At 63.7% G+C, this 12,856-nt stretch carries 11 protein-coding genes; 9 read left to right on the forward strand and 2 right to left on the reverse strand.

The window, feature by feature from the left end:
- Positions 1 to 34 precede the first annotated feature (34 nt).
- The gene (locus NT26_RS07980; protein ID WP_197570696.1) at positions 35 to 1,459 is read left to right on the forward strand and encodes an aminotransferase-like domain-containing protein; all 1,425 of its coding nucleotides are present in this window, start codon (positions 35 to 37) and stop codon (positions 1,457 to 1,459) included.
- Here NT26_RS07980 and NT26_RS07985 read toward each other — a convergent pair whose 3' ends face one another.
- Entirely contained in the window at positions 1,460 to 3,457 is a 1,998-nt protein-coding gene (locus tag NT26_RS07985; protein ID WP_052638279.1) for a putative bifunctional diguanylate cyclase/phosphodiesterase, read from the reverse strand. It lies immediately after the preceding gene.
- Between the two features lie 213 nt (positions 3,458 to 3,670).
- On the opposite strand from NT26_RS07985, the gene NT26_RS07990 reads away from it, so the two are divergent.
- On the forward strand, positions 3,671 to 5,245 hold the full coding sequence (locus NT26_RS07990; RefSeq protein ID WP_052638280.1) for a GMC family oxidoreductase: 1,575 nt from the start codon (positions 3,671 to 3,673) through the stop codon (positions 5,243 to 5,245).
- Between the two features lie 4 nt (positions 5,246 to 5,249).
- Here the strand turns inward: NT26_RS07990 and NT26_RS07995 are convergent, their stop codons facing one another.
- Positions 5,250 to 5,657, reverse strand: coding sequence for an acyl-CoA thioesterase (locus tag NT26_RS07995; protein WP_052638281.1), 408 nt, complete (start codon positions 5,655 to 5,657; stop codon positions 5,250 to 5,252).
- A 191-nt stretch (positions 5,658 to 5,848) separates the two neighbouring features.
- On the opposite strand from NT26_RS07995, the gene NT26_RS08000 reads away from it, so the two are divergent.
- From NT26_RS08000 to NT26_RS08030, 7 genes are all read left to right on the forward strand, one after another.
- Positions 5,849 to 7,675 (forward strand): methyl-accepting chemotaxis protein, encoded by a 1,827-nt coding sequence (locus tag NT26_RS08000; RefSeq protein WP_052638282.1) that lies wholly within the window; start codon positions 5,849 to 5,851, stop codon positions 7,673 to 7,675.
- Between the two features lie 113 nt (positions 7,676 to 7,788).
- A complete protein-coding gene (locus tag NT26_RS08005) occupies positions 7,789 to 8,370 on the forward strand; it encodes an NAD(P)H-dependent oxidoreductase (RefSeq protein ID WP_052641965.1) in 582 nt (193 codons plus the stop codon).
- 104 nt (positions 8,371 to 8,474) lie between these two features.
- Positions 8,475 to 9,770, forward strand: a complete 1,296-nt coding sequence (locus tag NT26_RS08010) for an extensin-like domain-containing protein (RefSeq protein WP_052638283.1) — start codon at positions 8,475 to 8,477, stop codon at positions 9,768 to 9,770.
- Between the two features lie 11 nt (positions 9,771 to 9,781).
- Positions 9,782 to 10,105, forward strand: a complete 324-nt coding sequence (locus NT26_RS08015) for an MmcQ/YjbR family DNA-binding protein (RefSeq protein ID WP_052638284.1) — start codon at positions 9,782 to 9,784, stop codon at positions 10,103 to 10,105.
- A gap of 108 nt (positions 10,106 to 10,213) precedes the next feature.
- The gene (locus tag NT26_RS08020) at positions 10,214 to 11,035 is read left to right on the forward strand and encodes a sulfite exporter TauE/SafE family protein (protein ID WP_052638285.1); all 822 of its coding nucleotides are present in this window, start codon (positions 10,214 to 10,216) and stop codon (positions 11,033 to 11,035) included.
- A 129-nt stretch (positions 11,036 to 11,164) separates the two neighbouring features.
- Complete coding sequence (locus tag NT26_RS08025; protein WP_052638286.1) at positions 11,165 to 12,091, forward strand: ABC transporter ATP-binding protein; 927 nt, start codon at positions 11,165 to 11,167, stop codon at positions 12,089 to 12,091.
- On the forward strand, positions 12,088 to 12,849 hold the full coding sequence (locus NT26_RS08030) for an ABC transporter permease (RefSeq protein WP_052638287.1): 762 nt from the start codon (positions 12,088 to 12,090) through the stop codon (positions 12,847 to 12,849). Before NT26_RS08025 ends, NT26_RS08030 begins: the two co-directional genes overlap by 4 nt.
- The last annotated feature ends 7 nt before the right edge of the window (positions 12,850 to 12,856 follow it).

Below are 12,856 nucleotides of genomic sequence, written 5' to 3' on the forward strand. Positions count from 1 at the left end.
AAGCGACGGTGCATTACAGTTTGCCCGAACTGTAATGGTGCAAGAGGCAATACGGATGGATGTTTCCTCAACGGCAAACGGGGGGCAGACGGCGCGGGCCGTGTCCGCGATCCGCCAGCGCATCTCGGCGCGGGCACTGTCTCCCGGCGCGAGGTTGCCGTCGATCCGCAGCTTCGCACGAACCATGGGCGTTTCCACCTCCACGGTCGTGGAGGCCTATGAGCGGCTGGTGGCCGAGGGGCTCATCCAGTCGCGGCCGGGTTCGGGATTCTATGTGACTCGGGTACCGCAGCCGCTTGCGCTGGCGGAGATCGGTCCACGCCTGGAGCGGGCGGTGGATCCCTTCTGGGTCTCCAGGCAATCGCTGGAGGCGGCAGCTGACGCGCTGAAGCCCGGCTGCGGCTGGTTGCCTGCGTCCTGGATGCCAGAAGCGGAACTGCGCAAGGCGCTGCGACAGTTCGCGCGCGCCGAGGCCGGCCATCTGGTGGACTACGGCACGCCGTTGGGGCATCCGTTGCTGCGCCAGCTTCTGTCGCTGAGGATGAGCGAGCAGGGCGTGGTGGCGCCGGCGGACCAGATCCTGCTGACGGAAAGTGGCACGCAGGCGATCGACATGCTTTGCCGGCTGCTCGTCGAGCCGGGTGACACGGTTCTGGTCGACGATCCGTGCTATTTCAACTTCCTGGCCCTGCTGCGCGCCCATCGGGTCAAGATCGTCGGCGTGCCATGGACGCCGTCGGGGCCCGACCTGGCGGCATTCGCGGCGGCACTCGGCGAGCATCGTCCGCGGCTCTACATCACCAATTCCGGCCTTCACAACCCGACCGGCGCCATGCTCTCACCGGCGACCGCGCACCGGCTGCTTGCGCTGTCTGGGGAGGCGGGGCTGACGATCATCGAAGACGATATCTTCGGCGATTTCTGCGAGGGACCCGCGCCGCGGCTGGCCGCGCTCGACGGTCTCGACCGGGTGATCCAGATCGGCAGCTTCTCGAAGACGCTGACGGCAGCGGCGCGCTGCGGCTATATTGCCGCGCGACCGGAATGGATCGAGCCTCTTTCAGACCTGAAGATTGCGACGACCTTCGGTGGCAATCCGGTTTCCGCCGATCTGGTCTACGCGATCCTGCGCGACGGCAGTTACCGGCGCCATCTGAATGGACTTCGCGACCGGCTGGCCCGTGCCAGGGGAGACGTGGCGTCAAGGCTTCGGGCGCTCGAAATCCACCCGTGGATCGACCCCCGGGGCGGAATCTTCCTCTGGTGCGAGCTACCTGACGGACTGGATGGCGCAGAGATCGCGCGGCGGGCACTGGCGGAGGATGTGGTGCTGGCGCCGGGCAACGTTTTCAGCGTCACCCAATCCTGTGCGACCTTCATGCGCTTCAATGTGGCGCAGTGTACGGATGAGCGCGTCTTTGCGGTGCTGAAGCGGGTAATAGCCGCTGCGACGGTCTGATCAGGCTTCCGCGGCAATGGACCTGACGTTGCCGGCATGGTTGTCTATCCAAGTCCGGAGCGTATCCTGCGGCATGGGGCGGCCATACAGGTAGCCCTGGCCGAAGCGGCAGCCAAGCATGCGCAGGACCTCGGCATCCTCCGCCGTCTCGACCCCCTCGACGACGATGTCGATCGACAGCGCGTGGCCCATGCCGACCAGTGCCGAGACAAGGGCCTGGTTCGGGCGGCTCTTGGCAATGCCGCTGACGAAATTGCGGTCGATCTTCAGTCGGTCGACCTTCAGGTCCATCAGGTAGGCGAGCGAGGAATGGCCCATGCCGAAATCGTCTACGGCGATGCGGAAACCCATCTGCTCGAGACGCCCGAGCTCGGCGCCGGCGGCGACCGTATCGAGCATGGCCTCCTCGGTGATCTCGACCTCGAAGCATGACGGGTCGATGCCGAAGAGTTCGACGACCTCGCGCAATGTACTGGAGAGCGAATAGGCGGAAAATTCGCCCGGCGACACGTTGATAGCGACTGAGAGGCCGCCAAGGCCCATCGAGGGCAGATCGCCCACGAGCTTTGCAGAGGCCATGGCAACATGCCGCGTGAGGGCCTCGGACGCATGGGCCGCGCGCGCGGCACGGACGATCTCCGGTGGCGCCACCGGGCCGAGCGAGGGATGGGTCCAGCGGATAAGCGCTTCGAAACCGGTGACGCTGCCATCGGCGAGGCCGACCTGCGGCTGGAAGAAGACCTTGATCTCCCCAGCCGCGAGCGCCGCCTGGACGTCGATTTCCAGCTGCCGCTGGCGGTCAAGCTGCCACTTCATCTCTGGGTCGAAGATGCAGATGCGCCGGCGGCCCCGGTCCTTGGCGGCATAGAGCGCGATATCGGCACAGGCGAAGAGTTCGTGCGGCAGGCGGGCATGATCGGGGAAGAGTGCGAGCCCGATGCTGGTGCCGGTCGTGACCTCGCGATCGTCGACTACGATTGTCTCGGCAACACGGGCCATGAAGCCTGTCGCCGCCGCACGGGCTCGCGCAAATGCGTCCGGTCCTTCCAGTACGACGGCGAACTCGTCACCTCCAAGGCGGACCACCAGATCTCGGTCACGGGCCGTCTCCTGAAGCCGCCGCGCAAGTTCCACCAGTACGGCGTCGCCGACGGAGTGTCCCATCGTGTCGTTGATGGACTTGAAGCCGTCTAGGTCGATGATCATCAGCGCCACCGGGCTGTCGTCGCGCCGACTGCGATCCAGAACCTCGGCGAGACCGAGGTTGAAGGCGGCACGATTGCCAAGGCCGGTCAGCGCGTCGCGGCTCGCGAGTATCTCCAGTTGCTGGTTCGTGTGCCGGATCTCCGCATTGGCCTTCGACAGCGAGCGCGCCAGCGACACTGCCTTCAGGCGGTCGCCGTGGCTGGCGATGAAGTTCTTCTCGCTGATAAGGCTGCTGCGGAACATCATTACCATCAGCAAGAGAACATCGACCGACACCACGACGGCGATCAACGAGCCGGTCATCAGTAGCGATGTGACTGCGGCAAGCATCTGCGGCGCGCCGAACAGGATGGCGACTCTGGAATAGGCGGTGCTCTGGATGATCGAGCCGGCGCAGATACCGGCAATGATGAAGATGACGTAGGCATGCGCCCGGTCCCCTTCGACTGCAAGTCCAAGGAAGGGAACGAAGGCCCAGAGACATCCGCTGACGAAGGCTGCGCCGCTCAGGAACCGAAGGGTCAGCTCAGTGTGACGAACTGCTCCGTCATTGCGATGGATGATCACGGATGCAAAGACACGTGCGAGGTTCAGTCCGCAGACAGCCGATAGCCAGTAGATCAACGCATCTGATGGCTGGTGAAGCCACAGGATGGCGGCCGTCGTCAGTGCGATGAAGCTGTTCGCCCAGATGGAGATCGTCAGGGAGTGAAGAACGGCACGGGCCTGCGCAATGCGGATTTCGGACGCGATGGTTGTGGCGGTTCCGCCTGCTTCCTGCGATTCCAGCATTCACCTGTCCCCCGCCACAACAGCTTTCAGCTCGGAAACAGTAGCGCACTGACGATAATTTACGTTTAACGGAGACGAGACGATGCGAAGCATCTGAGGGATGCAGTCACCGGCGTTTCGCGCAGCGCCCGTGGGAAACCGCTCTTCGCCGTGGCCGGTCGGTAACGAGCCTGTTACCAATGCGGTGGTGCGGACGCCGGGAGGGGCGAGGGAATGTACGACTATATCATCGTGGGTGCGGGCTCGGCCGGCTGCGTGCTCGCCAACCGCCTAACCCGGGATCCGGACAGGCGCATCTGCTTGATCGAGGCAGGACCTCCCGATACGAGCCCGTTCATCCACATGCCTCTCGGCCTCGCGGCGCTTGCCCGTATTCGCTCGATCAACTGGGGCTATTCGACCGAACCGGAAGCGGAACTTGGAGGGCGACGGCTCTACTGGCCGCGCGGGCGCACGCTCGGCGGTTCGAGCTCCATCAATGCGATGATCTACATGCGCGGCCACCCGCAAGATTACGAGGGGTGGGCGACGCATGCTGGCGACGAGTGGGGATGGGAGAGTGTGCGCCGGCTGTTTCTCCAGATGGAGCGCAATGCGTCGATCACCGACGACCACCACGGCACCGAAGGCGAACTCTGCGTCAGCGACTTGCGACACGTCAATCCGCTCAGCCGCGCCTTCGTCGAGGCGGGCGTGCAGCTCGGATATCCCCGCAACGCCGATTTTAACGGAGCGAGCCAGGAGGGCTTCGGCCTCTACCAGGTGACCCAGCGCGACGGCCGGCGGTTCAGTTCCGCACGGGCCTTCCTTGAACCGATCAGCCACAGGCCAAACCTCGAACTTCGCACCGGGGCGCAGGTGCAGAGGGTCTTGATCGAAGACCGGCGCGCCATCGGTGTCTCGCTGGCCGACGAGGTGCTGAGACTGAAAGCCGGCGGCGAGGTGATCCTCTGCGGCGGTGCCATCAACTCGCCGCAGCTGCTCATGCTCTCAGGCATCGGCAACGGCGAAGACCTCGCCGGACTTGGAATAGAGGTTGTCCATCACCTGCCGGCGGTCGGGGAGAACCTGCAGGACCATCTCGACATCACGGCAATGGCGAGCGCAAAGGGCCGCGACGCTATAGGGCTCAGCCTCGGCGGACTGCCGCGGCTTTGGAAAGCCTGGCGTGCTTATCGCCGGGGAGAGGGGGAACTGACGAGCAATGTCGCCGAAGGTGGCGGCTTCGTGCGCAGCGATCCGTCCCGTGACCGGCCGAACCTGCAGTTCCATTTCATTCCGGCCTATATGCGCGACCATGGCCGGCAGGTCTCGTTCGGCTACGGCTTTACCCTGCATGTTTGCGATCTTCTGCCGAAGAGCCGCGGCCGCATCCGGCTTGCCTCCGCCGATCCGGCGGCTGCCGCTGCGATCGAAGCCAACTATCTCTCTCATCCGGACGATGCCGGGACGCTGCTGGCAGGCCTGAAGATCGCCCGCCGACTGTTGGCGGCGCCCGCATTCGCTCCTTACCGCCGGGCCGAGGTGCTGCCGGGCGAGGAGATCGAGTCGGACGATGAGTTGCTCGCATTCATCCGCGGGCGCGCCGAGACGATCTATCACCCGGTCGGCACCTGCCGCATGGGAAGGGACGACGGTTCCGTGGTTGATCCGCGATTGCGGGTCAGAGGCGTGCAAGGACTGCGCGTAGCGGATGCATCGGTCATGCCGACGCTGATCGCCGGCAACACGAACGCACCGGTAATGATGATCGCCGAGAACCTGGCGGGTATGATGCGGCGAAACTGATACCTCAGTTGGCGGCTGGCTGCTCTTCCTCGGGCGGCACCGGGACGGGGTGCCCGCTCTCATCCAGCGCCACCATGATGAAGGTGCCTGCGGTGACCTTCTCCAGGATACGATGGCGGGCCCGATGCGCCCAGGCCTCGACCTGCAGCGTGATCGAGCTGCGGCCGACGCGGGTAATTTCGGTGTAGACATTAAGGGTGTCACCGATCTTCACCGGCAACTGGAAGGCCATTTCCTTGACCGCCGCGGTGACTACGCGGCCGCGGGCGCGCTCGGCTGCCCTGATTCCACTCGCAAGGTCCATCTGCGACATCACCCAACCGCCGAAGATGTCGCCCGCGGCGTTGGCGTCGGCGGGCATTGCCAGGGTCCGCAGAGTGAGTTCGCCGGTGGGGCGGGAGCCGTGGTTCATGGGACGTCCTTTTCGAGCGTACAACAGTCGTCAATGCGGTGCATACCAGCACTTGTACGAGAATGACATGCTGCGTGCATGACTAGACTTAAGTTGCATCTAACTCGCGTTAGGCGTGAATTAGCGCTTTCACGGGCCAGTAACCTTTAGGGGCTAGATATTGTGACAACAAGTTACAAAGGGGGGCTCTTATGCAGCGTCTTACCATCTCTGCGCGCATGTACTGTCTCATCGCGCTTTCTCTCGCGATCCTGGCTGGCGCGCTAACGTTCAGTCTGTTCCAGAGCTACTCGTCGATGGAGAGGGAGCGCAAGGCAGGTCTTGCCTATATGAACGACATCGCGATGAGCGTGCTCAAGCAGTACCACGCGATGGAGATCTCTGGCGAGATGAACCGCGAGCAGGCACAGGCGGGCGCCATGGAGGCGATCGGTGCCATGCGCTACGGCGACGGCAGCGGCTACTTCTGGATCAACGACATGCGTCCCTTCATGGTCATGCATCCGATCAACGCCAAGTTGAACGGCGCCGACCTGTCGCAGAACAAGGACCCGAACGGCAAGCACCTGTTCGTCGAGTTCGTCAACACGGTCAAAGCGAGCGGCCATGGCTTCGTCGACTACTACTGGCCGAAGCCGGGCCTCGAAGAGCCGGTCGAGAAGTATTCGCACGTCATAGGCTTCGAACCCTGGGGCTGGATCGTCGGCACCGGCGTCTACGTCGACGACCTGCACGCGATGTTCCAGGAGAACCTCATCACCTACGCCATGATCTTCTCGGTCTGTGCCGTAATTCTGATCGGCGGCGCCTTCTACGTCATCCGCAGCGTCACCGTCCCGCTGGGCCAGGTACAGGGCGTGCTTCAGCATATCGCTGACGGGGAGGCGAACGTGACCGTTCCCCACACCCAGCAGAAGAACGAGATCGGAAGCATGGCCCGGGCGCTGGTCGTCCTGCGCGATGCGGTCGAGGAGCGGCTTGCCCTCCAGGCCCGTGAGAGTGAGCAGCAACGCGCCCTTTCCGAGGAACGGTCCACCAACGAGCGGGCGCTCGCCTCCGCCTCCGAGCGGCAGGCCCGCGCCATGGCTGAGCTCGGTCGCGCGCTTTCGGACCTGGCGCGGGGCGATCTGTCGGTGAGCGTCGCCGACCTCGGTGCCGACTACGCGACGATCCGCGAGGACTTCAATCAGGCGGTGAGCTCGTTGCGCCAGACCGTTCAGGCGATCACCGAGACGAGCCATGTCGTCCGCGACAGCGCGTCCGACATCAGCGGCGCCACGAACAACCTGTCGCGCCGTACCGAGCAGCAGGCAGCCTCCCTGGAGGAAACCGCAGCGGCTCTCGACGAGATCACCGCGACGGTCAAGACGGCTTCGGAGCGCGCCAACGAGGCTCGGACCATGGTTGCCGAAACCAAGGACAGCGCCGGCCGCTCCGGCGAGATCGTCCGCAACGCAGTCGATGCAATGGGCCGGATCGAGGATTCTTCCAGCCGCATCAACCAGATCATCTCGGTCATCGACGAGATCGCGTTCCAGACGAACCTGCTGGCGCTGAACGCCGGTGTCGAGGCAGCGCGCGCTGGTGAAGCCGGCCGTGGGTTTGCCGTCGTCGCCCAGGAAGTGCGTGAACTGGCGCAGCGTTCCGCGAACGCGGCGAAGGAGATCAAGACGCTGATCAGCAATTCGGCGCGCGAAGTCGAGAACGGCGTGTCGCTCGTTCGCTCCACCGGCGACGCCCTGGTCGAGATCGCGCAACTGGTCGAGCGGGTCAATTCGCATGTGGAGACGATCGCGACGGCGTCCCGTGAGCAGGCAACTGCGCTGCAGGAGATCAACTCCTCGGTCAACAACATGGACCAGATGACGCAGCAGAACGCCGCAATGGTCGAAGAGACGACCGCTGCCAGCCAGACGCTGGCGGAGCAGAGCCTGCATCTGCAAAGCCTGCTCTCCGCCTTCCGCCTCGAGCATGGCCACGGCGGCTACGGCTCGGGCCAGACGACGCGCGCTGCCTGACCGCTCGGAACGAGACTATCGAAGCCCGCCGGGGAAACCTCCGGCGGGCTTTTTTGATGCCGCTCAATGGCGAACGTGCGGTCTCTGCTAGGCTTTCCGTAAAGAAGGAGAGGATGATGGCGAAGATCCTGATCGTCCAGGGGCATCCGGATGGCGCCGAGCGCCATCTCTGCCATGCGTTGGCGGATGCCTATGCCGAAGGGGCGCAAGAAGGCGGCCACAGCGTTTCGCGGCTGGAGCTCGCGCGCATGGACATACCCTTCCTGACGTCGCAGAAGGAGCAGGAAGGGGGTGTCGTCGGGCCGGCGATCCGGGAGGCGCAGGATATGATACGGGCCGCCGACCACATCCTATTCGTCTTCCCGCTCTGGCTCGGCGAGATGCCGGCCCTCCTCAAGGCATTCTTCGAGCAGGTTGCGCGCCCGGGCTTCGCGTATGATCTCGGTGGGTCGCCGCTGAGGAGCGGCCTGCTTCGCGGCAAGTCGGCGCGGATCGTCATTACCATGGGGATGCCGGCGTTTGTCTACCGGCTCTACTATGGCAGCCATAGCCTCAAAGCGATGAAGATCGGGATCCTCCGGTTCGTGGGGATCGCACCCATACGGTCGACCCTGATCGGCATGGTTGGCTCGAAGCGCTTCGACGGCGGATCCTGGCTGGACAAGATGTTACGGCTCGGGAGAATGGCCAGGTAGCCCCGATGATGCCCTGATATGGTCATCTTCTCTCAAGCCTTCGTTTACCGCATCGTCGTAAATTTGTCGAACGTGCCATTTCGGCACCGAGAGCAGCAATTGGTATGGCGTACGCTTCCCTTTCTCGGCAGGTTCTTGCCTCGCTGATGATCACGACGATGCTGGTAAGCTGCTCGGCCGAGGGGCTCATGCCGCCGGCGAGTATCGATGGCGAGACGCGGGTGAGCTCGATCGGCCCGATGTCGGAACCAACGAGTGCCCGGCAGCCCTACCAGGCGCCGGTCGCGCCGGTGTCGCAGGTGAGCGGCGGATACGGCGAGCCTTACGCAGCCGATGCCAGGGCGCAGTCCTATCCCATCCAGCAGGCGCCCGCGGCGCAGTATTCATCACTGCCGATGATCGACAGCGACGAAGCGCTCGGGCTGCAGTCGGCAGGCAGCCCCGCCGCAATTCCCGAGGAAGGCGTCAACATGGACGCCCAGTTCGGTTTCGTCGATGGTGGTGAGCCGCAGGTGGTGGGTCTTGCACAGGAGCAGGACCAGATGATTGCAGAAGGTGCCACCGCGCAGCCGGTAGTCGACGGGATAGGAACCGACAATCCCGTAAGCCTCGGTGCACCTCCAGGCTTCCTGGCGCCTCCGGATGATCAGATCATCTCCGTCCCGCCGAAGCGGCAGGGCGCCGGCATCCAGCAGCCGCGGAATCAGGCGCTCGTCTGGGGTGATCAATCGCCTGTCGTCGCTCCGACCCGGCTGCCGCCCGAAGAGCCGCAGCAGGTCGCCATGCTTGCGCCCGGCAATCCGATGGCAGAGCGGGAGCCGATCCGACCGCGGGCGGTTATGCCGCAATCGGAGGTCAGTTGCCGCGCCGAGCTGCGCCGCCTCGGGGTGCAGTTCCGTGACATCCCCCGCATCAGTGACGGCCCGAGCTGCGGCATTGAGCATCCCGTGCTGCTCAGCGGGTTTTCGGGCAATATCGCCCTGAAGCCGGCGACGAAGCTCAACTGCCAGACGACGCTGGCGCTCGCCAAATGGGTGAAGTTCGAGCTGGCACCCTCGTCGCGCTATCGCTACCTTTCCGGCGTGAAGACGATTGAATCCATGGGCGGCTACTCCTGCCGGCGCATGAACAACAGCCGCCAGAAGCGCAACCCGATGTCGGAGCACGCGCGCGGCAATGCGATCGATCTCGGCAAGTTCGTTCTGAAGAACGGCAAGAAGATCGACGTGCGCAAGAAGAACATCTTCGCCTTCCGCGAGCGGGGATTGCTCAACACGGTCCGCGACGACAGCTGCAAGTACTTCCATACGGTGCTGGGGCCTGGCAGCAACAAGGAGCACTGGAACCACTTCCACTTCGATCTCCGGTCCCGCAAGTCCGGATCGAAGTACTGCGACTGACGGGAGGCGTCATGGCGAACGGGGAGACACTGCGGCGGATCGCTCTCTCCCTCGATGGCACGACTGAGAGGCCGCATTTCGACCGCATCGCGTTCCGGGTTGCTCGAAACTACGCGACACTCGCCCCAGACGGATTATCCGCGAATTTCAGGTTCCTGCCCGACGAACAGGCATTCAAGTGCATGTTGCTGCCAGCCGTGTTTTCTCCGGTACCGAATGCCTGGGGAAGACAGGGGTGGACGCAAGGCCTGCTGGAGCCGATGACGGAGGAGGACCTGGAGGATGCGCTGGAGACGGCCTGGCGCCATGCGAACCCGAAGCGACGGCACAGATGACGCAGCACAGGGCGAGCAGTGACGACGTCGGCACTTGTCTGACAACCAAGTTGGTGCCAGAAGTGCCTCCCAGACCTCTATCGGCCTAGCCGCCATTTCCGGTATCCCATGCACCCTGTTGCCGAACTTCTCCCCTTCGCCGTCGCGCTGGCCGCTGCGGGCGCTTTGGCGGGCTTGCTTGCGGGCATGTTCGGGATCGGTGGCGGTGCGATCCTGGTGCCGATCTTCTTCCACGTCTTCGGGCTGCTGGGCGTTCCGGAAGAGGTCCGGATGCAGCTTGCTCTGGGGACATCGCTTGCGATCATTGTCCCCACCTCCGTGCGCTCCTTCATGTCCCATCGCAAACGCGGGGCGGTCGACACCGAACTGCTGAAGGGCTGGGTCATCGCTGTCCCGCTCGGCACGCTCATCGCAGCCTATGTCGCGGCCAAGGCCTCCAGCGTGGAATTGCGCGTGATCTTCGCGCTGATCGCCCTGGCGCTCGCACTCCGGATGATCTTCAACCGGGCAACCTGGCAGCTTGGCAGCGATCTGCCGGGAAATCCGGCTCGTTTCCTCGTGGGTACGGGAATCGGCATTCTTTCGGGGTTGATGGGTATCGGCGGCGGCGTCCTCAATAACACCTTCATGACGCTCTACGGACGGCCGATCCACCAGGCGGTGGCCACGTCGGCCGGTATCGGTGTGCTCATTTCGATCCCCGGCCTCGTCGGCTATGTCTGGGGCGGCTGGGGGCTCGATGGCCTGCCGCCATTCTCGACGGGCTACATCAACTGGATCGCCGTCGCCCTGCTGATTCCGATCACCCTGTCGCTTGCGCCGCTCGGGGCGCAACTGGCGCATGCCATGTCGAAGCGACAGCTCGAGATCGGCTTCGGAGTTTTCCTGATCCTAGTGTCGCTGCAGTTCTTCGCAACGATCGTTGCTTGAACCCTCCAGTCTCCTGCGGGATTGGTGCGGCAGCGCGAACGCAATGTTCTTCTATTTGGGATGGTCTCGGCGCGGTTGACGCCTATATTGGCGCCACTTCCCGGAAACAGATTTCAAAAAGACCTTCCCATGGCGCCCATTGTATCTATTCGTAACCTTGCCAAGACCTATGGCAACGGCTTTCAGGCACTGAAGGGCGTCGACCTCGACATCAAGAAGGGCGAGATCCTGGCACTTCTCGGCCCGAACGGCGCGGGCAAGACGACACTGATCTCGATCGTCTGCGGCCTCGTCAATCCAAGCGGCGGCCAGGTGCTCGTCGGGGGACATGACGTGGTGCGTGATTTTCGGCAGACCCGGGCGATGATCGGTCTCGTGCCGCAGGAGCTCACGACGGACATGTTCGAAACCGTCTGGAACACCGTGTCGTTCTCGCGGGGATTGCACGGCAAGAAGGCGGATCCGGGCCGGATCGAGACGATCCTCAAGGACCTCTCCCTGTGGGACAAGAAGGACAACATGCTGAGGGAGCTTTCCGGCGGCATGAAGCGCCGCGTGCTGATCGCCAAGGCGCTGGCGCACGAGCCGGAAATCCTCTTCCTGGACGAGCCGACTGCCGGCGTCGACGTTAACCTGAGGCGCGAGATGTGGCAGGTCGTCGAGCGGCTTCGCATAGGCGGTGTCACCGTCATCCTCACCACGCACTACATCGAGGAGGCGGAGGAGATCGCGGACCGGGTGGGCGTCATCAACCACGGGGAACTCCTGCTGGTGGAGGACAAGACGGCCCTGATGCGGAAGCTTGGACGCAAGGAATTGCGCCTCGAACTCGCCGAGCCGCTTGGCGCGCTGCCGCCGGTGCTTGCGCCCTACAACCTGGCGCTCGCCGAGGACGGCGGCGCCCTGATCTACGAATATCAGGGGGAGGCGGAGCAGGGACGAATCGGTACGCTGCTCGGCTCGCTGGCGGCACAAGGGATTGAGTTCCGGGACCTCTCGACGCGGCAGAGTTCGCTCGAGGACATCTTCGTCGAACTTGTGGGGCAGAGAGCATGAACTTCGAAGCGGTCAAATCCATCTATCTGTTCGAGATGGCGCGCATGCGGCGCACGTTGATGCAGAGCGTCATCTCCCCCGTGCTGACGACATCGCTCTACTTCGTTGTGTTCGGTGCCGCGATCGGGTCCCGGATCGAGCACATCGACGGCGTCTCCTACGGCGCCTTCATCACGCCGGGCCTGATCATGCTGTCGCTCCTGACCCAGTGCATCTCCAACGGCTCGATCGGCATCTACTTCCCGAAGTTCACCGGTACGATCTACGAGATCTTGTCCTCGCCGATCGCGATGACCGAGATCCTGCTGGGCTACGTGGGGGCGGCGGCGAGCAAGGGCCTTATTATCGGCCTGATCATCCTGGCGACCGCCTCCTTCTTCGTCGACATCTCGATCGCCCATCCCGTCATGATGCTGGTCTTCCTGGTGCTGACGGCGGTTACCTTCAGCCTTGCCGGCTTCATCGTCGGCATCTGGGCAAAGAATTTCGAGCAGCTCAACATCATGCCGATGCTGGTTGTGCCGCCGCTGACCTTCCTGGGCGGAACCTTTTACTCGGTGGAAATGCTGTCGCCGTTCTGGCAGGCGGTCAGCCACTTGAACCCGGTTCTCTATCTGGTCAGTGGTTTCCGCTGGAGCTTCTACGAGATTGCCGACGTCAATCCGTTGATCAGCCTTGGCATGATCGCCCTGTTCCTGGTGGTTTGCCTGGCGCTGGTCGCCTGGATATTCCGCACGGGCTACCGGCTGCGAAACTGAGCTCGCA

Source organism: Pseudorhizobium banfieldiae, assembly GCF_000967425.1.
GTDB lineage: Bacteria > Pseudomonadota > Alphaproteobacteria > Rhizobiales > Rhizobiaceae > Neorhizobium > Neorhizobium banfieldiae.